General features: G+C 61.6%; 18 protein-coding genes and 1 tRNA gene. 7 read left to right on the top strand and 12 right to left on the bottom strand.

Annotated features, from left to right (window positions below):
* Nucleotides 1–74 precede the first annotated feature (74 nt).
* From BM400_RS00095 to BM400_RS00085, 3 genes are all read right to left on the bottom strand, one after another.
* Nucleotides 75–1,628, bottom strand: coding sequence for a multicopper oxidase family protein (locus tag BM400_RS00095; protein ID WP_245781597.1), 1,554 nt, complete (start codon nt 1,626–1,628; stop codon nt 75–77).
* Nucleotides 1,629–1,767: 139 nt separating this feature from the next.
* A tRNA-Cys gene (locus BM400_RS00090) sits at nt 1,768–1,843 on the bottom strand.
* Between the two features lie 48 nt (nt 1,844–1,891).
* Nucleotides 1,892–2,548, bottom strand: coding sequence for a peroxiredoxin (locus BM400_RS00085; protein ID WP_089835477.1), 657 nt, complete (start codon nt 2,546–2,548; stop codon nt 1,892–1,894).
* Between the two features lie 274 nt (nt 2,549–2,822).
* Here BM400_RS00085 and BM400_RS00080 point away from each other — a divergent pair, with 274 nt between their 5' ends.
* Entirely contained in the window at nt 2,823–3,734 is a 912-nt protein-coding gene (locus BM400_RS00080; RefSeq protein ID WP_089835475.1) for a PhzF family phenazine biosynthesis protein, read from the top strand.
* A gap of 719 nt (nt 3,735–4,453) precedes the next feature.
* Nucleotides 4,454–4,879, top strand: a complete 426-nt coding sequence (locus BM400_RS00075) for a response regulator (RefSeq protein ID WP_089835473.1) — start codon at nt 4,454–4,456, stop codon at nt 4,877–4,879.
* A gap of 142 nt (nt 4,880–5,021) precedes the next feature.
* Here BM400_RS00075 and BM400_RS00070 read toward each other — a convergent pair whose 3' ends face one another.
* From BM400_RS00070 to recG, 3 genes are read right to left on the bottom strand one after another with little or no spacing between them, the layout of a single operon-like run.
* Nucleotides 5,022–5,675: a hypothetical protein gene (locus BM400_RS00070; RefSeq protein ID WP_089835471.1), complete on the bottom strand. Its 654-nt coding sequence runs from the start codon at nt 5,673–5,675 to the stop codon at nt 5,022–5,024.
* A gap of 46 nt (nt 5,676–5,721) precedes the next feature.
* Nucleotides 5,722–6,153 (bottom strand): DUF2442 domain-containing protein, encoded by a 432-nt coding sequence (locus BM400_RS00065; RefSeq protein ID WP_089835469.1) that lies wholly within the window; start codon nt 6,151–6,153, stop codon nt 5,722–5,724.
* Between the two features lie 60 nt (nt 6,154–6,213).
* Nucleotides 6,214–8,580 (bottom strand): ATP-dependent DNA helicase RecG, encoded by a 2,367-nt coding sequence (gene recG, locus BM400_RS00060; RefSeq protein WP_245781596.1) that lies wholly within the window; start codon nt 8,578–8,580, stop codon nt 6,214–6,216.
* Between the two features lie 227 nt (nt 8,581–8,807).
* Here recG and BM400_RS00055 point away from each other — a divergent pair, with 227 nt between their 5' ends.
* The 3 genes from BM400_RS00055 (at nt 8,808) to BM400_RS00045 (ending at nt 12,406) form a co-directional block, all read left to right on the top strand.
* Nucleotides 8,808–10,256, top strand: a complete 1,449-nt coding sequence (locus tag BM400_RS00055; protein ID WP_089835467.1) for a sodium:solute symporter family protein — start codon at nt 8,808–8,810, stop codon at nt 10,254–10,256.
* Nucleotides 10,257–10,595: 339 nt separating this feature from the next.
* Entirely contained in the window at nt 10,596–11,558 is a 963-nt protein-coding gene (locus tag BM400_RS00050; RefSeq protein ID WP_089835465.1) for an MBL fold metallo-hydrolase, read from the top strand.
* The gene (locus tag BM400_RS00045; protein WP_089835463.1) at nt 11,555–12,406 is read left to right on the top strand and encodes an aldo/keto reductase; all 852 of its coding nucleotides are present in this window, start codon (nt 11,555–11,557) and stop codon (nt 12,404–12,406) included. The genes BM400_RS00050 and BM400_RS00045 overlap by 4 nt, the downstream gene beginning before the upstream one ends.
* A gap of 15 nt (nt 12,407–12,421) precedes the next feature.
* On the opposite strand, the gene BM400_RS00040 is transcribed toward BM400_RS00045, so the two are convergent.
* Nucleotides 12,422–12,919 (bottom strand): lysozyme, encoded by a 498-nt coding sequence (locus tag BM400_RS00040; protein ID WP_089835461.1) that lies wholly within the window; start codon nt 12,917–12,919, stop codon nt 12,422–12,424.
* Between the two features lie 200 nt (nt 12,920–13,119).
* Here BM400_RS00040 and BM400_RS00035 point away from each other — a divergent pair, with 200 nt between their 5' ends.
* Entirely contained in the window at nt 13,120–14,382 is a 1,263-nt protein-coding gene (locus tag BM400_RS00035) for a glycoside hydrolase family 28 protein (RefSeq protein ID WP_089835459.1), read from the top strand.
* 3 nt (nt 14,383–14,385) lie between these two features.
* On the opposite strand, the gene BM400_RS00030 is transcribed toward BM400_RS00035, so the two are convergent.
* Both BM400_RS00030 and BM400_RS00025 read right to left on the bottom strand, forming a co-directional pair.
* Nucleotides 14,386–14,664 carry a DUF167 domain-containing protein gene (locus BM400_RS00030; RefSeq protein ID WP_089835457.1) on the bottom strand — a complete coding sequence of 93 codons (279 nt, stop codon included), beginning with the start codon at nt 14,662–14,664 and terminating at the stop codon, nt 14,386–14,388.
* A gap of 152 nt (nt 14,665–14,816) precedes the next feature.
* On the bottom strand, nt 14,817–15,503 hold the full coding sequence (locus tag BM400_RS00025) for a YggS family pyridoxal phosphate-dependent enzyme (protein ID WP_089835455.1): 687 nt from the start codon (nt 15,501–15,503) through the stop codon (nt 14,817–14,819).
* Nucleotides 15,504–15,564: 61 nt separating this feature from the next.
* Here BM400_RS00025 and BM400_RS00020 point away from each other — a divergent pair, with 61 nt between their 5' ends.
* Complete coding sequence (locus BM400_RS00020; protein ID WP_089835453.1) at nt 15,565–16,248, top strand: MarC family protein; 684 nt, start codon at nt 15,565–15,567, stop codon at nt 16,246–16,248.
* Here the strand turns inward: BM400_RS00020 and BM400_RS00015 are convergent.
* The 3 genes from BM400_RS00015 to BM400_RS00005 all read right to left on the bottom strand — a co-directional run bounded on the left by BM400_RS00015 (nt 16,245) and on the right by BM400_RS00005 (nt 19,855).
* Nucleotides 16,245–18,347 carry a hypothetical protein gene (locus BM400_RS00015; RefSeq protein ID WP_089835451.1) on the bottom strand — a complete coding sequence of 701 codons (2,103 nt, stop codon included), beginning with the start codon at nt 18,345–18,347 and terminating at the stop codon, nt 16,245–16,247. The two genes, BM400_RS00020 and BM400_RS00015, sit on opposite strands and share 4 nt — an antisense overlap.
* Before the next feature lie 142 nt (nt 18,348–18,489).
* Complete coding sequence (locus BM400_RS00010) at nt 18,490–19,035, bottom strand: DUF4337 domain-containing protein (protein WP_089835449.1); 546 nt, start codon at nt 19,033–19,035, stop codon at nt 18,490–18,492.
* Nucleotides 19,036–19,045: 10 nt separating this feature from the next.
* Nucleotides 19,046–19,855: an alpha/beta hydrolase gene (locus BM400_RS00005; protein WP_089835447.1), complete on the bottom strand. Its 810-nt coding sequence runs from the start codon at nt 19,853–19,855 to the stop codon at nt 19,046–19,048.
* Nucleotides 19,856–19,997 lie beyond the last annotated feature (142 nt).

Here is a 19,997-nt window from a genome sequence, read left to right as displayed (position 1 = left end):
GCCTCACGATGAAATCCTGATGCGGATCGGACTCCGCTCTACCAAGGAACGTAAGCATCCTGTCGAAAGTTCCGCTAAACGACCACCTCAAACGGACGCATCATGTCGTTCGCCTCGTGCTCCAGAATGTGGCAGTGGTACAGATACCTCCCCGCATACCCCTCAAACCGCACGATGATCCGCGTCACCAGCCCCGGCGGGCACTGCACCACATCCTTCCAGCCCATCTCATGGGCCGCCGGAGCCTCCGCCTGCCCCGTAAAACGGAGCGTCTTCTCCATCAGGTACGCGGTCGTATCGAACGGCCTCCGGTCGAGTATCTGGAAGCGCACCAGGTGCAGATGCATCGGATGCGTATCGTCCGTAAGGTTCACGAACTCCCAGATCTCCGCCGTATGCAGCTTCGGAAACTCCGTCGTCGGCTCATGCCAGTGTTTGCGATTCAGCAGCATCACCATGGAGCGGTCCACATCGTCCTTGTAGTCGTGCAGCGTAATCGTGCGCGTCGTCACCGCCTCCGATTCGGGAGTCCGCGCAATGCTCCGCAGCACCCTGGGCACCGGTTTATGCGCGACCGCCGCCTGCCCCTTCACGCGAAACTGCACGATATCGAACGCCCCCGTCCGCAGATGCGTCGTCTTCCCAGCAAGACCGCTGAAGTCCACAAGCAGGTCCGCCCTCTCCGCGCAGCCAAGCACAACGCTATGTTGTGCCACCGGCGCAGCCAGCAGCCCCTGATCGCACCCTATCTGCCAAAATGCCTGGCCATCCGACAACGAAAGCTGAAAGAAGCGGCTGTTCGCCACATTCACCACGCGGAACCGGTATATCCGCGGTTCGACCTCCAGATAAGGGCGAATCTTGCCATTCACCAGGATCCCATCCGCCGAAAACTCCGGAATCCATGGCTTCGCCGGGTCGCCCGAGACGTCATAGAGCAGCTCGCCATCGGCTAAAAAGTCCCTGTCGTAAAGGATCAGCGGAACCTCATATGCTCCACTCGGAAGTTGCAGGGCGTCTTCCACCTCGTCCCGCACCAGGAGCATCCCAAACAGTCCCGCATACGTATTCAGCCGGTTGATCCCCATCGCATGGTCGTGAAACCACAGCGCGGTCGCCTCCTGATCCATCGGATAGTGGCACGTCCGCGACTGACCGGGCACAAACCAGTCCTCCGGATATCCATCGTCCTTCGAGGCCGTCTTCGCCCCATGCAGATGTACCGCCGCCCGCACCTCCGGAACATCGTGCCCCGATCCATGCAACGAATAATCGATCGGCAGAAAGTGCTTCGCAGGCAGGTTGTTCACCCACCGGATCGTCAGCGGCTGCCGCGCCCGCGTCTCCACCAGCGGAGCCATCGCCGCAGGCCCGTAGCTCCACATCCGCGTAGCCGGCACATCGCGATGCACCTTGGCGCGAATCTCCCGCATGGTCAGCGTCACTGGTAGCCCCGTGTTCCGCACGATCTCTGGCAGAGGCAGTGCATCCACAAACGGAGCAAGCGCCAGCGTCCGCAGCGGAGTGAGCGCGCTCTGCGGTGCCTGCAGCCTCTTCATCCCAGGCATCGCTTGCGCAATCGCCATGGACGCGGCTTGTTCCAGAAAGATACGGCGTGTACTCGGCAACGCTGGCCAGCTCCGGGGAAAGAACCTCTCCACCATACAACGACAGGCAACGTCGGTGCCGAAGAGTCCTGGTCCCTGCATGTGCCCCTACAGCAGAAAAGCCGCCCTCATCCGGGCGGCCTTCAACTGCATGAAATGATGGAGCACCGAATGGGATTTGAACCCATGAATACTGGTTTTGCAGACCAGCGCGTTAGCCACTTCGCCATCGGTGCTCATGCCGTCGCGCATAGCTTGCGCGACGGTGCGTTAAATCATTGTACTTACTTCGGCTGTTCCGTCGTGCGCAGATACGGCTTTACCGTCTTGTATCCCGGGAAGATCTTGTCCGCCTCTTCGTTCGAGACGGCGCCCGTGATGATCACGTCTTCGCCCTGCTTCCAGTTCGCCGGCGTCGCCACCTTGTGCTTTGCCGTCAACTGAATCGAATCCAGCACGCGCAGAATCTCGTCGAAGTTGCGTCCCGTCGTCATCGGATACGCCAGCGTCAGCTTGATCTTTTTGTCGGGTCCAACCACAAACACCGTGCGCACCGGAGCGTTGTTCGCCGGCGTGCGTCCCTCGCAGCTATCTCCCTCATCGCCCGGCAGCATGTCGTACAGCTTCGCCACCTTCAGGTCGTAGTCGCCGATGATCGGAAAGCTCACCGTCGCGCCGCTCACGTCCTTGATGTCCTCAGCCCACTTGCCATGGTCGCTTACCTTGTCCACCGAAAGGCCGATTACCTTCACGCCGCGCTTTGCAAACTGCTCTTCGAGCGTCGCCACTGCGCCCAGCTCCGTCGTGCAGACCGGCGTAAAGTCCTTCGGGTGCGAGAACAGCACCACGTAGCTATCGCCTACAAACTCGTGAAAATCGATCGTGCCCTGCGTGGTCTCCGCCGTAAAATTCGGAGCCGTGTCATTGATCCGGAGCGACATAAGTTTCCATTCCTCGTGTGAGATGAACTACGTAAAAAACCCACCCTGCTCATGCGCGTCGGGTGGGTTTCAGAGGCCTTGTTCGAAGCTTGCTTCCTTCGAAGTTTCGACTCATCCACGCAGCCCGAACTCACAGCAGCGGCAACAGCAGCGTGTGGAGTTCGAGTTGGTCATGGACATCGTCATAAAATTTTGTACCGCAGCCAGCTATGCTAGCCGTGGGGCTGTTGTGCCCACTTGCGGTTCCTCAAACTGTACGACCCGGAGATTCCCCATGTCAACCCCGCGCACCCTCGACTACACCCAGGTCGACGTCTTCGCCGAGCGCCCCCTCGAAGGCAACATGCTCGCCATCTTCCACGATGCTACCGGCCTCACCACCGCCGAAATGCAGGCGCTCGCCCGCGAAACCAACCTCTCCGAGACCACCTTCATCCTCCCTCGCGACGAGGCCACCGAGCGCGCCCAGGGCGTCCGCGTCCGCATCTTCACCACCGAGGAAGAGCTCCGCTTCGCCGGCCACCCCACCCTCGGCACCGCAAGCTGGATCCACGAACACCACCCCATCTTCCGCAACGCCGAGACCATCACCCTCGAACTCGGCGTGGGCCAGGTTCCCGTCCGCTTCGATCCCTCCGACCCGGCGCGCCCCGGCGTCTTCGGCACCATGCACCAGCCCAACCCTACCTTCGGTGCCGTACACGACCCCGCAGCCGTCGCCGCAGCCATCGGCCTCACCGCAGCCGACCTCGACCCCACCCTGCCCATCCAAACCGTCTCCACCGGCATGGCCTTCTGCATCGTGCCCCTGCGCTCGCTCGAAGTCGCAAGACGCCTCAAGATCCCCCAGGGCAAGGCCCAGCCCTACCTCGACGCCTCCGACGCCAAATTCTTCCACTGCATCACCCGCACCGAGCAGGGAAGTCGAGCCCAATGGCACGCCCGCATGCAGTTCTACAACGGAGAAGACCCCGCCACCGGTTCCGCATCCGGCTGCACCATCGCCTTCCTCGTCCAACACGGTGCCGCCCCCTCCGGCGAGCTAACCCTTTTGGAACAGGGAATCGAGATGTTACGGCCCAGTGAAATTCACACCCGCGCAACACTTCTCAACGGAGCCGTCACAAAAGTGTTCGTCGGTGGACGCACCATTCCCGTTGCAACGGGACGCTTTTTCCTGCCGTGATCCGAACCTTTTCAACAGACGAAAACGCGATTTACCCAACAGGCATAGGGCATCGCGAGAAACTGTGCATCGGCAAGCACTAAAAACCTCCACATACTCCTTTCTTTCGCCCTTGCAAAGCGGCACGGCGGTTCGTAATGTTGGGAAGCGTTGACGAGGCGTGAGACGAAACGAGAGCTCATCGCCGACACACACAACACGAACGACAGATCCAGAAACACGCAGTAAAAGCAAGCTTTTCGCAGGCCTTTTACAAAACAATTTGAGTTGAGAGATACGGCCGCGGTCCATGCGGAAGTGCTCTCCGGATGCTTCGAAACCGCTGCTGGGTACAGTCGCGATCGCTCCCCTGCTCGTCTTAAAAACGAGCATCGCCGATTGACTCCTCATCCCCGCAGCAGCCTCCCCAGCGTCTCCGGACAAGCACGCTCCAAATCTCCAAACGACCTCTCAACAACCCCGTGGTTCGGCGCGTTTCGCCGGGCGTGCGACCCCCCATGTGCTCTTCGCCTTCTGAAAGCACTGTGCATATCGGGGGATCAAGCCCCTGCGTCTCGTGAGCGCCCAAGGCACTGTTCCGTCGTGAGCAGCCGCCCAGCCTCGCGCCTCGGGGAGGTAACCAACCGCTTGCCAGCCGCCCTGCCAACCACAGAGCCCCTTGCAGCCGCACCGCCCCCGCGCCTTACCAGGCACCCGGGCAGATCGAGACGATTCCAAGCATGCGCCCCAAGAAGACCATCCTCTGCGTCGATCACAACGAACAGTCCCTCTCCATCCGCAAGTTCCTGCTTGAGACCCGTGGCTACCGCGTCGTCGCCGTCACCACCGCGCAGGAGGCCCTCGAAGAGGTCAACCGCTCCATGCCCGGCTCCATCGATCTCCTCCTCGCCGAACTCCTCCTCCCGCAGATGGACGGCAACGAACTCGTCCGCCGCGCCAAGCAACATAACCCCGCCCTGCCGTCGATGTTGATCTCAGGCACCGTCACCTCGCACGAGCGCGCCACCGCCGCCGACGTCTTCCTGCCCAAGGGCGCATCCTCCCCCGTCGAGATGCTCGAGCGCATTCGCGTCCTCGTAGCCCGCAAGCGCGGCCCCAAGAAGGCCATGCCCGTCCAGCCCATGGTCTTCCAGCAAACGGCCTAGAATCGCCACCAAATCGGGTGCCCCACATCTCGCCTTTGAGATGTGGGTGATGGAGCCTCCGATCTCAAAAGCTCACTAAGCCCTCGCGCTTATCTTTCCGATCGTTTCCGACAAGGCGCAATGAGGCCACGGAAACGACACATCACAAGTGTCCGTCCCTGAATTCGTTCTCAGGAAACGGATCCGCGGTTGGCAGCAACTCTCTGGCATCCTTGCATCCGTGGTATTTCCAGAGGCACCCGTAATCGAAGGCGGTGTATCGCTTTCGGTCGTCAGCGGTTGCCTTCCGCGTCATGTATACAACGAATTGATAGTAGCGAAACCGATCCGAAGTAGACCAACCAGCTGTAACCGGCTTTGTCGGCCTGTCACGCCACCAATGCTCATCAACCTCATCAAAGCGGATAGAAGATGGACTGAATCCATTGATCCCGTCACTCTCTATGCCGTAGCCGGTGCTTGTTCTTGAGATGACGGAATTCTTCACGTCAAAGGTCACAACGAAGACTTCGCCGGTGCCTCGCCACCAACGAGGAAGTTGAGCGTTATCAATTCTCTTACTCCACTCGCAGAACAATGGGTTGCATGGTTCAGTCGTCTTCGCGCCAATCTCCGCGGCAACTCTCTTTGCGTCCTCGAAGGTCGAAGACCCAAGTCTTAGCGTCTCCAGTCTGCTGAAAAGATAACGCGCCCGTATTGCTGGATAGAGCAGATAGGCGCAACAAAGCACCGTGAGTAAGCCAGCGATCAGGCCGCACCTTCGCAATGCTATCTTCATCGCAAGATCATCGCCCATCAATGACACCACGGCAAGCAGTACTTCAAAGGCGGAAAGAACAGAACTAAGCCTTGGCAGCTACTACTTTCCTCGGTCTTCCGCCCTTGGACCCGTTCGCCTGAGAGGCCAGGCGCTTCGCTGCACTCTTGGCCCCGCCGCCCTTCCTACCCAGGTGCGCCATCCAGCGCCGGTTTCCATACACTCCTTCAATCAACGCTGGGACGTACAGATCGACATCGAGATCCGGAAAACTGATCCCGGTTCCACCTCCGAGCAGTTCATAGCGTTGGATCTGCTCATGGGTAGCCTTACCCAGGCCTTGAATGTCTTCAATAGGCAATACCAGACGCCGTTGGTTGCTCAATCCCACAATGAGCAGGTTGAGATCCTGGATATGCTCAACAGTCTTCGCCAGCGGCTCATCCTCGCGAAGCTTTGCTCTATCGAGAGCCTTCTCAATCTCGGCATCTGTTGTCATCACTTTGTGCTCATCCATGATGTACCTCCCCGAATCCTAAGGCATATCCGAGTTGCAACTTACAACGTACAACTGCCTCTACGCCTCCACCAACCCATACCGCCTCTGCCACTGTTCCCGCAGCCTCACCCAAACCGCCTCCCGCTCCTCAGCCGAAATCCCGTCTGCCTCCCCCGCAGCAAACTTGACCGCCTCCCCCTTAGCCATCTCCAGCACCTCCCGGTCCCGAATAAGATTCGCTACCCGAAATTCCGGAAGCCCCGCCTGCCGCGTCCCAAAGAACTCCCCCGGCCCCCGCTGTTGCAGATCCAGCTCCGCCAGCTCAAACCCGTTCTGCGTCCTTACCATCGCATCCAGCCGTTCATCAGCCTCAGGCGAAACATGCGCCCCCGTAACTAACAAGCAATAGCTCTTAGCCGCCCCACGCCCAACGCGCCCGCGAAGTTGATGCAACTGAGCCAGCCCAAACCGCTCCGCATGCTCAATCACCATCACCGAAGCATTCGGCACATCCACACCCACTTCAATCACAGTCGTGGCGACCAAGACATTGATCTCCCCCCGCTTGAACCGCGCCATGGTCACCTCCTTCTCATCCGAAGAGAGCCGCCCATGCAGCAACCCCAGCTTCAGCCCATGCAGCGCCCCATGCTGCAACTCCTCAAAGCTCTCCACCGCCGACCGCAAAGGCTGCTTCGGAAAGCTCGTCTGCACCGCCTTCTTCTTAGCCGTCTTTTTCCCTTTTCGCCCGCCCACAGATGCGTCATCTCGACCGGAGCGGAGCGCAGTGGAGAGACCCCCGTATTTTGTCTTTGCACTCGCTTCCGGCTCAACATCCTGCGCAAAGTCCAGCTCCGGATGCTCCTCCTTCGCCCCTTCAATCACCGGATACACCAGATACGCCTGATGCCCCAGCGCCACCTGCTTCCGGACAAACTCCCAAACATCCGGAGCCCGCTCCTCCGTCGTCCGCCGCGTAATAATCGGAGTCCGCCCCGGCGGCAGCTCGTCGATCACGCTCGCCTCCAAATCCCCATACACGGTCAGCGCCAGCGTCCGCGGAATTGGCGTAGCCGTCATCACCAGCACATCCGGATCCGTCACCCGCCCATCCGGCCCTGGCTTCTTCATCAGCCGGAACCGCTGCTGCACACCAAACCGGTGCTGCTCATCCACAATCACCAGCCCCAGGTTGAAGAAATCGACCTTGTCTTCCTGCAGCGCATGCGTCCCAATCACCAGGTCCGACTCCCCGCGAAATACCCTCCCGCGCCCTTCGCGCTTCATCTCTTCCTTCAGGCTTCCCGTCAACAGCGTCACCCGGTATGGCCGCCCCGTCCGCGGACTCACCTTCTCCCCCAGCAGCTTCCGCGCACTCAGATAATGCTGCGTCGCCAGAATCTCCGTCGGAGCCATCATCGCCGCCTGGTACCCGTTCTCAATCGCCACCAGCGCCGCCTGCAACGCCACAATCGTCTTCCCCGACCCCACGTCGCCCTGCAACAACCGCCTCATCGGACGCGTCTGTCGCATGTCAGCTACGATCTCCGCCAGCACCCGCTTCTGCGCCGCCGTCGGATGAAACGGCAGCATCTGCTTCAGCGCCTCGCGCACCTCCGGCCCGGTCGTAAAAGCCGTCCCTTCCCGCTCCCGCAGCTTCTTGCGCTTCAGCTCCAGCCCAAGCTCCAGGTAAAAAAACTCCTCAAAGATCAGCCGCCGATGCGCCGGTGTCTGGTAACTCATCAACTGCGTCATCGGCGTCCCGGCTTCAGGAAAGTGAATCGCCCGCAACGCTTCCATGCGGCTCGGCAGCCCCAGCCGCTTGCTCAGCCCCAGCGGAATCGTCTCATCCGCCGTCACATTGGCCTCGATCAGCTCCTCAAAGATCGACCAGAGCAGCCGCCGCACCCACTTCGACCCCAGCTTCGCCCCCCACGGCGTTGTCCCGCCTAACGTCTCGTAAATCGGGACGATCCGACCCATCTCCAGCAGCGCAAACTCCGCATCCGCCCCGCCCGACCCCGGAGCCCCCGGCACCGGCAAAATCTCCCACTGCGGCTGCACCATCTTGAACTTACCCGCATTCGACCGCGACGGCTCCAGCTTGCCGTAGAGCGCCACCGTCTGCCCCACCTGAAACTTCCCCTGCAGATACGACCCGCGAAACCACATCGCCTTCACCGAGTGCACGCCCTGCCCCACGGTCAGCTCAAACAGCGGCCCCGTCCGCGTCTCCAGCAGCGTCGACCCCCGGACCTCGCCAATCACCGAAGCCATCGTGTTGGCCTGCAGACTCGCAATCGGCTGAATATTCAGCCGGTCCTCATACCGAAACGGCAGATGGTACAGCAGGTCCTCCACGGTCTCGACTCCGCGCTTGGCCATGTCAGCCGCGACGCGTTCTCCCACCCGCCGCACATACTTGATTGGAGTAGAAAGATCCACAAGAAGAGAATACAAGGCGAAGGGGCGTTCACACGCCCTTTTACCGCTTCGCGTGGCTCTCCCGGTGGTCGAGAAAAGAAATCATAGTCGCCACACACGAGTGTCCTGCGACACACTTCACGCCGAGCAACGCGAGGCCCACGCGAAGCAGTTACAAGTCACGAAGTGACCGCCCCGCGCGCAGCGGGCCCGTCCGGCAGGACTGCCGTATACAATTCCCACAACCCATGACCCTCTACGCCGTAGTCCTAGCCATCATCGTCCTCACCCTCCTGACCGTCTCCCTCGCCCGCGTCAGCAAAGTTAAAACCAAGGCAGACTACCTCGTAGCCGGACGCTCCCTCCCAGCCTTCGTCCTCGTCTTCACCCTCCTCAGCTCCTGGATCGGCTCCGGCTCCCTCCTCGGCGGCGCCGAAAACGCCTACAAACACGGCTTCGCGGCCCTCTGGCAGGGAGGCGGCGGATGGGCCGGACTCGCCCTCATCTACTTCATCGCCCCCCGCGCCCGCAAATTCGCCCAGTTCACCATCCCCGACCTCTTGGAAGCGCGTTATAACCAGACCGCGCGCGTCCTAGGAGTCATCGCCGTCCTCTTCACCTACACCGCCATCACCAGCTACCAGTTCATCGGCGGCGGAGACATCCTCCACCTCATCTTCCCCGGCAACATCACCGCCGTGCAGGGCCGCTGGGTCATCGCCGCCTTCGTCATCCTCTTCACCGCCATCGCCGGCATGTCGTCGGTCGCCTACATGGACGTCGCCATCGGCCTCCTCACCACCTTCACCATGATCGCCGCCCTCCCCGTCCTCATCCATCAGGCCGGAGGCTGGTCCGCCGTCCACGTGGCCCTCCCCGCGACACACTTCCAGGTACTGGGAGACTTCACCCTCATCCAGGGCCTTGAACTCTTCCTCCCCACCTGCCTCCTCATGCTCGGCAACCAGAGCATGTACCAGAAGTTCTTCTCCGCCAAGTCCGAAGCCGACGCCACCAAAGCCGTCGGCGGATGGATCGTAGGCACCGTCATCCTCGAATCCATCATCGTAGCCATCGCCGTCGTCGGCTCCGCCCTCTTCCCCACCGGCGACGTCCACGACCACCCCCGCGAGATCCTCGCCTACACCGGCCTCCATGGCCTCCACGGCTCGCCCATCCTCATGCTCCTCGGCGCGCTCCTCGTCGGAGCCATCTTCGCCAAGATCATCTCCACCGCCAACAACTACCTCTTCTCCCCCTCCACCAACCTCGTCAACGACATCTTCGTCCGCTACCTCAAGCCCGAAGCCGGCAACAAGCAGATCCTTCTCGTCAGCCGCCTCATGGTCATCGCGCTCGGCGGATGGGCCTTGTATCAGGCCCTCCACACCGAGTCCGTCCTCAAGAAGAGCCTCTACGCCTACACCATCTACTCCGCCGCCCTCACGCCCGTCATCCTCGCCGCCTTCTACTGGAAGCGCGCCACCGCCTGGGCGGCGGTAGCCAGCATCGGCACCGGAACCTTCGTCACCGTCTTCTGGGACTCGGATTTCATCCACACCCGACTCCCCCGCATCGTCTCCGAGCGCGACGCCATCTTCCCGGCCCTCATCGCATCCCTCCTCTGTCTCGTCATCGTCAGCTTCGCCACTCCGAGACCGAGCGAAGAAAAACTCCGCCCCTTCCTCGAAGGCTGAAATGCCACCACGCTGGCGTCCCCACACTTCGATTGTGAGGTGTGGGTTTGTCCGCGGTGGGTATGTACCCCAATATCCGCACAACCGCCCACAACGAGACCACGTTTTCCATGCAAAACACCACGTTTTAGTGATCCATAAAACTACAGGTAAAAGCCTGAAAAACCCGAAGAAGAAGGCACAAAACCCTGAAATAAACCACAAATCCCCACAAATGCCGAAGATCGGCTCACCGTCTCGGAATTGGTCGGACCTCGGGTCTTGACAAACCGCCCCCACGAAACGCCTCAGTCCAAAACCTCGCGCCTGCATCCAATTCCCAAGGGGGAAACTCTCGGCATGGATGAACGGCGCAGTACCCGTACGGCCAAAGTAGGCAAACTCAGGCAGCTCTGGCGTCTCGTTCGCGAAAGTTACGCGAACCCCATGACCGGCGAGCCGCAAAAGCCCGTCCCGGTCGCCGCCGGCGAGCTCGGCATCACCTTCATCGGGCATTCGTCCTTCCTCCTGCAAGTCGCTGGAAAAAATGCACTTGTGGATCCCGTCTTCGCCTCACGCCTGGTAATTCTGCGCCGCCAGCGCCGCGCCGGAGTCAAGGTCGAAGACCTTCCCGCCATCGACGTGGTGCTCCTCTCCCACGCCCACATGGACCACCTCAATATCCCATCTCTCCGGGCCATCATCAAGAAAACAAAGAACCTGCGTGGCCACGCGCCGGTCGTCGTCGTGCCCAACGGCGTCGAAGACCTCGTCCGCAACCTCGGCTTCTCCCGCGTCGAGACCATGAGCTGGTGGGACAGCGAGATCGTCGAAGGCCTCCGCATCACCATGACCCCCTGCCAACACTGGGGCGCACGCATGTTCTCCGACACCCATCGCGAGTTTGGCGGATACGTCATCGCTCCCGCGGCAGGCGGCCCCAGCATCTACCACTCCGGCGATACCGCATACTTCGGCGGCTTCCGCGAGATCGGCTCCCGGCTCCGTCCCGACGTCGCCCTCATGCCCATCGGCGCTTATTTTCCAGACAGTTACCGTGGCGTCCACACCAGCCCTGAAGAGGCCGTGCAGGCCTTTCTCGATACCGGTGCCCAGACCATGATTCCCATGCACTACGGCACCTTCCGCCTCGGTCGCGAGCCCATGGACGAGCCTCTCGAGCGGCTCGCCGCCGAGACCGTCCGTCTCGGCCTGGAAGACCGCGTACGCGTCGTAATCGAAGGCGAAACCTTGCGTGTCGTCAAACCGTCCGGCGCGAACACTGCGTCGCGCCAGATGGCGGGAGCATCCAAACGCTCATGAGCGATGCAGTGGCAAAAACCTTCAAACTCGGTGGCGATCTGGAAGTCAATCGCCTTGGCTATGGCGCAATGCGCATCACCGGCACCGGCGTGTGGGGTCCGCCCAAGGATCCCGAGTCGGCGAAGGCAGTTCTCAAGCGCGCCGTTGAACTCGGCGTCAACTTCATCGACACGGCCGACTCCTACGGCCCGCAGGTCTCGGAGCAACTGATCGGACAGGCACTGAGTCCGTACGCCCCGGGCGTCGTCATCGCGACCAAGGCTGGCCTGACCCGTCAGGGCCCGAACAAATGGCTCCCCGTCGGACGCACGGAATACCTCCGCCAACAGGTCGAACTCAGCCTCCGCGCCCTGAAGCTCGAGCGCATCGACCTCTGGCAGCTTCACCGGATCGATCCCAAAGTTCCCGTCGAAGAGTCCCTCGGCGAGATCGCCAAGTTGCAGAAAGAAGGCAAGATCCGTCACGTCGGTCTCTCCGAGGTGAAGCCGCACGAGATCGATCAGGCGCGTAAGGTCATCGAGATCGTCAGCGTGCAGAATCAGTACAACATCGGCGACCGCAAGCACGAGGACGTCGTCAACTACTGCGAACAGAACAACATCGCCTTTATCCCCTGGTTTCCGGTCGCGGCCGGCAAGCTCGCCCGGCCCGGCGGCAAGCTCGACCAGGCGGCGAAGAACCACAATGCCACTGTCGGTCAGCTTTCGCTGGCGTGGCTCCTCCACCGCTCGCCTGTGATGCTGCCTATCCCTGGGACCTCGTCGATCGAACACCTCGAGGAGAACGTCAAGGCCGCCGACATCACCCTGTCGGACGCCGAATGGAAAGAGATCGAAGCCTCTGCCTGATGTCTACGGCATGAACTACCCTTTTACAGCCACTGGTAAGCCCGCCCGATTCTCCGGAGCGGGCTTTCCTCCCTCCGGAGTCTGGAAGAGCGTCATCTCCGCCTTTCGCCTCGTTAACAGTCCCGGAACCACCACCCCGCCCGCATGATCCCACCGCAGGAACTGCTCCGCTGCATGCTCGAAGTCTCCGGCGTTCACGGAACGCAGCAGGGCCGAAGTCAGCAGGCTGGCGCAGCCAAGGTTGAAGACGAAGTCCACCAGCGCGTCGAACTGGTTCTGACTGATGGCGCCGGTCACCGCACGGTTGACGCACGCGACCGCCCCTGCAACATCGCTCTCCAGAAACTGATTCGCTTGATCCTGTGTGATGGTCATGCCGCCATGAACCGAGCGCCCCGTGTGTCCATATCCGATGGTCCACACGCCCACCTGGTCCTGATACGCCGTCAGTGCGAAGCCTTCGAATCGCTTCGTCAGCGAGAGCCCGTTTGGGCTGTACGTAAAATTTGCCATAGATTTCTCCGCGAGGCTGTGAGCGACCATCATAGAGGCCTCTCCGGGGAATGCCAACAGCTTTTTCTGTACCGCCAATGGAAATCTATTCCTATTATTTTCAATGAGATGTAATGATTTCATGCGCGAAAAAGACAGTGGTTGGACCAATGCGTTAGTATTCGTGTGTTTCGATCACACATTCTGAACGAGGGTTCGCCATGAAGAAGCTTCTACCAATTGCAGTGATGGGTTTGTTAATGGGTGGGCAGGCGTTCGCCAAGGTGTGCGATGTGCGTGCAGCGGGTGCCGTGGGCGACGGAAAGACCAAGGATACGGCTGCCCTCCAGAAGGCCATCGACGAGTGCGCGGCGGCTGGCGGCGGTACGGTCCAGTTCAAGCCGGGAACGTATCTCACTGGACCGATTGAGGTTAAGAGCAATATCACGATCGACCTCCAGACCGGGGCAACGATCCTGGGCTCGCAGGAGCGGAAGGACTATCCGCGGCGGGTCGAGATGCGCGAGATGTGGATTCAGCCCCTGGTCGGCGTGGTGAATGCCAAGAACGTGACGATTCACGGCGGTGGGACGCTCGACGGTAACGGACAGCCGTGGTGGGATGAGGCCCATACGGTGAAGGGATCGGGGCTGTACCAGGGGTCGAACGAGCATCCGCGACCGATGCTGCTCTTGATCGATCATTCGTCGCACGTTCAGGTGGAGGGCATAACCGTCCAGAATTCAGCATTTTGGCAGATCGTGCCGTACTATTCGGACGATCTGACGTTCAAGAAGCTGCGGATTCTCGCTCCGGAACACTCGCCCAACACCGACGCGATCGACCCCTTTGCTTCGAGCCATATCCTGATCGACCATGTGTTTTCGTCGATCGGCGACGACAATATCGCGATCAAGAGCGGCGTGATCGATTCACCCGGGCCGGACAGCCCGAGCCATGATATTACGATCACCGACTGCGAGTTCGAGCGGGGGCATGGGCTCTCGATCGGCAGCGAACTGTCTGGCGGCGCGTACAACATTCACGCGGAACGTGTTCATTTCAAAGGGACAGATCAGGGGATTCGCATCAAGTCGAACCGCGACCGCGGCGCGCAGATCTACGGGATGACGTTCAAAGACATCACGATGGAGGATGTGAAGACGCCGATCCTGATCAGCGAGTACTACCCGAAGACGGTTCCGGACGGGGTGGTGGCGGCCGCTCCGATTGGGCGCTTAACCCCCTTCTTTCATGACTTTACGATCGAGAACGTGACGGCGACGGGAGCCACGAATGCAGGCTATATCGTGGGCCTGCCGGAGTCGCCGGTGAAGAACGTTGTGCTGAAGAATGTGAAGATTTCGGCCAAGAAGCACATGATCGTGATGTACGCGCAGGTGACGGGCTCGAACGTGTCCGTGACGTCGGAGGATGGAAAGCCGACGGAAGTGGCTCCGAATGCTACGTTTGCGATCCAGTAAAAGCTAGGTTCCAGAGCTGAGGAAAGGCGAAAGCGCGTGCTCGATCTGAGCCGCGCTTTTTCCTTGGATCTCGAGTGTTTTCTGCCTGCTGGTTTGGCCGGATGTGATGGTCAGGCTGGACTGAGGGGCGCGAAGGAGATCTGCCAGAAAGGCGATGAGGGCCTGATTGGCCTTGCCGTCGACAGGGGGTGCGGTGAGGGAGATCTTGACGGCTCCGTCGTGCATGCCGGTGATGGCGTTCTTGCGGGCTCCGGGATGAAGGCGGACTTTGAGCGGTGCCATCTTTGGGGTTTGTGGTTACTTTTAGGGTTTTATGCCCTTTTCTTCGGTTTTCTCAGGCATTTACCTGTAGTTTTCGTGGCCGGTAAAACGTGGTTTTTTGCATGGAAAACGTGGTCTGCGTGTGGGAATTTGTGGTGACGAAATACACGTTGCTACGCGGGAGCCGGATAGAGCCGTTTGCCGAAGAGGGCGGTGCCGACCCGGATGCAGGTGCTGCCCTCGGCGATGGCCACGGCGAAGTCTCCGCTCATCCCCATGGAGAGGCCGGCGCCGGGAAGGTGCTGGTCGCGAAGCTGGCGGAGCCGCTGGAAGTAGGGACGCGCGGCCTCGGGATCCTCGGACCAGGGGGGGACGGTCATGAGGCCGGCGGGGGTGAGGTTCTGGAGGGAGGGCAGGTATGCGAGGAGGGCGGGGAGGTCTTCGGGCTGGATGCCGTGCTTGGACTCTTCGTGGCTGAGCTTGATTTCGATGTGGATTGGTAGGACCTTGCCGAGGGCTTTGGCGGCGGCGTCGAGGCGCTGGGCGATCTTAAGGGAGTCGACGGTATCGACGCCGTCGAAGAGTTCGGCGGCCTTGGTGGTCTTGTTGCTTTGGAGGGGGCCGATGAGGTGCATCCGGAGGCCTTCGAGGGGTGAGGCTGTGGGGAACTTCTGCTGCCACTCCTGCACGCGGTTTTCGCCGAAGAGGTGCTGACCGGCGGCGTGGGCTTCGAGGATGACCTCGACGGGGTGAACCTTGGAGACGGCCATGAGGGCTACTTCGCCGGGCGAGCGATGGGCGCGGGCGCAGGCGTCGTGGATCTGGTTCTGGATGCGGGCGAGATTTTCGGCGATGGACACAGGGTTAGTTTACCGGGGGTTGATGGCGGGTGGAGGGGATTTGCTGAGACAATGAAGAGTGATGTTTGATCCACACAGCGTAAGTCTTCTGGCTCTGGAACGATCCGCCTATGTGCGGTTCTCGCTGCTTGCGCTGAGTTCGATCTTCTTCCTGGTGGATCCGTTTGCGGCTCTGCCTACATTCCTGGCGGTGACCGAGGGCTCGGATGCGGCGCGGCGGAGGCGGATGGCATGGAAGGCGTCGCTGACGGCGTGGCTGTTCCTGTCGACGTTTGCGCTGGGCGGGCAGTACATCTTCAGGATGTTCGGGATTACGCTGCCTGCGTTCGAGATTGCGGGCGGGATCATTCTGCTGCTGATCGGGCTGGATATGCTGGAGGCCAAGCGGTCGGCGACGCAGGAGGTTTCGGGCGACACGATGGCGGCGGCGAACAAGGAAGACGCGGGGATTGTCCCGCTGGGGATTCCCATGCTGGCGGGGCCGGGCGCAATTACGAGCGTGATGGTGCTGGTGGGTCAGGCGCAGACGAACTGGCAGATGGTGGCGATTCTTGGGGCGATCTTCGTGACGGCGGTGGTGTGCTTCCTGGTGCTGGGGAACTCGGATAAGGTGGCGCGGGCGCTGGGGGATACGGGGATCCGGATTCTGGTGAGAATCATGGGGCTTCTGCTGGTGGCGCTGGCGGTGCAGTACTTCGTCAATGGGCTGGCGGACCTGGGTGTTTTGGCGAAACCTGCTGTTTAGTCCGCTGGGCAGGGGATGATGCGGACTGTGGGGTTCGCGGCGATGGCGGGCAGAGTCCAGACCCAGGAGGTGGGCTGGGACCAGATGGAGTCGGTGGACTCGGCGATCAGGACAGACAGATGCAGGGTGCGGCAGACGTTTCTGGCGTCGGCTGCGGTGGCGACGGTGGGAGCGGCTGCGTCCTGGCGATCGTTGCCGGCTTTGCCTTTTTCGAAGCCGGCGAGGGTGTTGCCGTAGAGGGCGACGAGCGAGGGCAGGATGGTCTGGCAGAGGGCATAGTTGCCGCCGTAGCCGGTGCCGCAGCCGTGGTCGAAGGCGGCGATCTGGTGGGTGGCGTAGAAGGTGAGGGCGGGCTGCATGGGGCTGATGGGGTTGTACTGGATGCTGCCGGCGGTGGCGGGGATGGACTGGTAGGCCTCGCGGATGTTGTAGAGGCGCTCCGAGAGGTGGTCGGTGGTGAGGACGTCGAGCTGTTTGGGCAGGGTCTGGCTGGCGACGAGGGGGAAGTAGATGCGTTGCCAGACGACCTGGAAGAGCTGGGCGGAGAGACCGAGGACGATACAGGCTGTGGCGAGGTGGGGAAGGGAGTTCCGGCGCCGGTACAGGTATTGGACGGCCCAGAGCTGGAGGGTGAGGCGGAGGAGGAGGCCGGCGTCGACGCCGAGGTCGTTGGGTGAGGCGATGGAGGCGGAACTGAGGAAGAGGTAGGGGATTGCGGTGCCGAGGAAGATGGCCCAGACGGTGCGCTCGCCGGGAGTGAGGGAACGTGCGCGGTCGAGGCGGATGCGATCGACGAGGACGAAGGCGAAGAAGCCGAGGTCAAAGAGATTGATGAGGAGGACGGCGGGCTGGGCGAGGAGGTGGTTGAGGGCGGCGCTGCGGGTGATGGCGTGGTACTTGGCCATGTAGAGAAGGATGAAGTCCTCGTTGCGCCAGCGGAGATGGAGAAGGCTTCCGGAGGAGGCGGCTCCGTCCGTGCTGCCCAGTTCGCGGAGGAAGGTGTGGGCGAGCAGGAGGGCGGTGACGGCGGAGAGGGCGAGGGCGGCGATGGTGTGGAAGCGGCGCTGGCGGAGGAGGTCGGCGACCCAGACGAGGCAGACGATCGCGATGATGAGTGTGGGAAGGACGGCGGCTCCGGCGGAGGAGGCGAAGCATAGACCGGCGAAGAGGCCGGTGAGGATGGTTTGGGAGCGTTTGTTTTCAGCCAGGGCGATGACGAGGATGCCGGTGAGGAGGCAGGCGAAGCTGGCGACGTGGTGCGGGGCGTAGAAGGTGGCGCTGAGGAAGGAGGGGGTCCGGTCCTGATGCCACCATTCGAGTTCTGGGTAGGGATGGAGCTTGTGAGAGAGGAACAGGGGCAGGGTGGGGATGAGGTCAAGGCCCATGACGGAGAGAGGCAGGAGGGAGAGGGCGCAGAGGGAGCGGAGATGCTCGCGGAGGTTGAGGAGGTATTTGAGGGAGAGGAAGAAGACGGCGAGGAGGGTCCAGGCGGCCCATACGGAGCTGGCGGCGAGGGCGGCGCGGGCTGGGATGTGAAGCAGGCGGGCGAGATCGGCGGTGACGACGTACCAGAAGTAGAAGTAGCGGAGGGCGGCGGGGTGTCCGTCGAGGGCGGAGAGGCCGTTGATGGGCGGGACTCCGGAGCGCATGGCGGCCTGGACCATGGGGACGCGGACGGACCAGTCGTAGAGGATGGTGCTTACGTAGAGGTGGTGGCCGATCTGAAGGTCGGCGGAGGCGAAGACAAGGTAGAAGGCGAGGAGGCCGGCAGCGGAGAGGACGATGGCGGTGGGGCGGGTGACGCGCGTCCAGGGGCGTTTCGGGGAGCGGCCGAGGAGGGAGAGGGCGATGGCGGCGAGTGCGCCGAAGAGGACTGCGGGAGCGGGCCAGGGAAGGGAACGGCCGAGGGTGACGCAGATCTGGATGGTGAGGGGAACGGAGAGGCAGAGGCACCAGAGGAGCTGTTCGGCGCGGGAGCGGGTGCGGAAGCCGTTGAGATTGAGGGCGTATGCGAGGAGGTAGCCGGGTGGCAGAAAGAAAAGGGCAAAGCCCAGAATCCCGAGGTAGCCCTGCGCGAGCTCGATGAGAGTGGAGTGCAAAAGGGGGTCCTCGGGGGCTAGATGGAGTGGATGGTTGGGGGATGCTGTGGCGACTACCCACATCTGAGACGCGAGACCCGTTCGGGGAGCTATGGGCAGATTGTGGGGCGCTCCTTTGATGGGCTGTCCAGCTTTGTTCGCGCTAGGGAAGGAACAAGGCGGATGCGGCGATGATGAGGCCGGCGAGGCCAATGGAGAGGCCGAAGAGGAAATAGGCGCGCTGGCGGGTGAGGAGCGTGATGGAGGCGAGGACGACGGCGATCTGGAGGAGGGCTTCGCCGAGATCGTAGCGGGAGGCCTGGGCCTCGTCGTGCTTGACCTCGACCTCGTATTCGCGGGCCTTGTCCTGCTCTTCGGCGAGATCGCTTTTCCACTTGTCGATGTGGGCGCGGAAATCGGCGAGCTTGGCGGTGGTGGCGGGCGACGGGTTGGGCTGGAGGCCGATGGTTTCGACGACGACCTGGAGGTTGTCCTGACGGATCTTCTTGGCCTGGTACTCATTCCACTGGTCGCCGGCCTTGGACTGGTTGAGGACGGCCTCGGTGTGCGTGCGGTGCCCGGCAACGGTGACGATGGCGACGAGTACGGCAAGGATGGAGATGGCGAGGGAGATGCTTCGGAGGCTTTCGCCGCCCTCGCGAGCCTCTTCCATCTGCTTTGAGAATTCCTGGATCTCGGTGGGTTCCATGGGAGGGATTCTAGTGCATATGGCGCTTGATGAAATTGAGGATGGGCTGCCAATAGGTGAGGGTGGGGTTGAGGTAGCCGCCGGGATGGGTGAATCCTGGTGGGATGACGAGGGTGGCGGCTGGTTGCGCGGCGTGTAGGGTGTGGGCGTGGTGGAGGGGGAAGAGGCGGTCTGCATCGCCGTGAACGATGAGGAGGGGGATGGAGAGGGAAGGCAGAGTGGCTGCGGTGTTCCAGACGTCGGGAATGAGGCGGGCGAGGAGGTGAGAACGAGTGATCTGGGCGGCGGCGGCGCGGAGGGAGAGGAAGGGCTGACAGAGGATGAGGCCTGCCGGCGCAGGGGAGAGGTGCGGGATCGCTTCGGTGGCGATGCCGGTTCCCATGGAGAAGCCGAGGAGGAAGATGGGGAGGCCGGGGGCGGAGGCGCGGAGATGGGCGTATGCGGCCTGGGTATCTTCGCGTAGGGTTTGGACGGAGAGGGTGCCGGTGCTGCGGCCGTAGCTGGCGTAGTCGAAGATGAGGCTGACAATTCCGTGGGCGGAGAGCTGCGTTTGGACGCCCTTCCAATAGGAGAGTCGATCGCCGATGCCATGACAGAGGAGGATGGCAGCGTGGGGATAAGAGGCGGGGCCGAGTTGCGCATCCAGATAGCCGTGCGTGGTTGGGATGGTGAGGAGCACAGGGTTGTTGCCTGGGACGCCTGCCGGCGGGCGGCCGTGGCGGAGACGCCTGAGGAAGGTGAGGCTGTCGTCGACGGTGTAGATGAGGCGTTTGGCCAGAGTGATCCAGAAGCGGAGGCGGAGATCGCTGAGCTTGGCCATGGTTTGGATACCTTATTACAGGGTGAAGAAGAGAGTTTGAAGATTTCCACGTAATCCACAGTTTTTGGGTTGCGTTGTTTTTGTGATGGGGTTAGTCTTGGGAAGTCGCACATGACTGACGGGCCGGTTACTGAGGTGCTTG

This window comes from Granulicella pectinivorans (genome assembly GCF_900114625.1).
Taxonomy (GTDB): domain Bacteria; phylum Acidobacteriota; class Terriglobia; order Terriglobales; family Acidobacteriaceae; genus Edaphobacter; species Edaphobacter pectinivorans.
Note: the sequence above shows the minus strand (reverse complement) of the source record. Positions and strands in the feature narration are given on the sequence as shown.

What these genes read in the sequence shown, in the direction of transcription:
- BM400_RS00055 (WP_089835467.1), top strand. Translation starts at nt 8,808, where the DNA reads ATGACCCTCTACGCCGTAGTCCTAGCCATCATCGTCCTCACCCTCCTG.
- BM400_RS00040 (WP_089835461.1), bottom strand. Translation starts at nt 12,919, where the DNA reads ATGGCAAATTTTACGTACAGCCCAAACGGGCTCTCGCTGACGAAGCGA.
- BM400_RS00050 (WP_089835465.1), top strand. Translation starts at nt 10,596, where the DNA reads ATGGATGAACGGCGCAGTACCCGTACGGCCAAAGTAGGCAAACTCAGG.
- BM400_RS00085 (WP_089835477.1), bottom strand. Translation starts at nt 2,548, where the DNA reads ATGTCGCTCCGGATCAATGACACGGCTCCGAATTTTACGGCGGAGACC.
- BM400_RS00080 (WP_089835475.1), top strand. Translation starts at nt 2,823, where the DNA reads ATGTCAACCCCGCGCACCCTCGACTACACCCAGGTCGACGTCTTCGCC.
- BM400_RS00020 (WP_089835453.1), top strand. Translation starts at nt 15,565, where the DNA reads ATGTTTGATCCACACAGCGTAAGTCTTCTGGCTCTGGAACGATCCGCC.
- BM400_RS00030 (WP_089835457.1), bottom strand. Translation starts at nt 14,664, where the DNA reads ATGGCACCGCTCAAAGTCCGCCTTCATCCCGGAGCCCGCAAGAACGCC.
- BM400_RS00045 (WP_089835463.1), top strand. Translation starts at nt 11,555, where the DNA reads ATGAGCGATGCAGTGGCAAAAACCTTCAAACTCGGTGGCGATCTGGAA.
- BM400_RS00065 (WP_089835469.1), bottom strand. Translation starts at nt 6,153, where the DNA reads ATGGATGAGCACAAAGTGATGACAACAGATGCCGAGATTGAGAAGGCT.
- BM400_RS00035 (WP_089835459.1), top strand. Translation starts at nt 13,120, where the DNA reads ATGAAGAAGCTTCTACCAATTGCAGTGATGGGTTTGTTAATGGGTGGG.
- BM400_RS00010 (WP_089835449.1), bottom strand. Translation starts at nt 19,035, where the DNA reads ATGGAACCCACCGAGATCCAGGAATTCTCAAAGCAGATGGAAGAGGCT.
- BM400_RS00070 (WP_089835471.1), bottom strand. Translation starts at nt 5,675, where the DNA reads ATGGGCGATGATCTTGCGATGAAGATAGCATTGCGAAGGTGCGGCCTG.
- BM400_RS00005 (WP_089835447.1), bottom strand. Translation starts at nt 19,855, where the DNA reads ATGGCCAAGCTCAGCGATCTCCGCCTCCGCTTCTGGATCACTCTGGCC.
- BM400_RS00075 (WP_089835473.1), top strand. Translation starts at nt 4,454, where the DNA reads ATGCGCCCCAAGAAGACCATCCTCTGCGTCGATCACAACGAACAGTCC.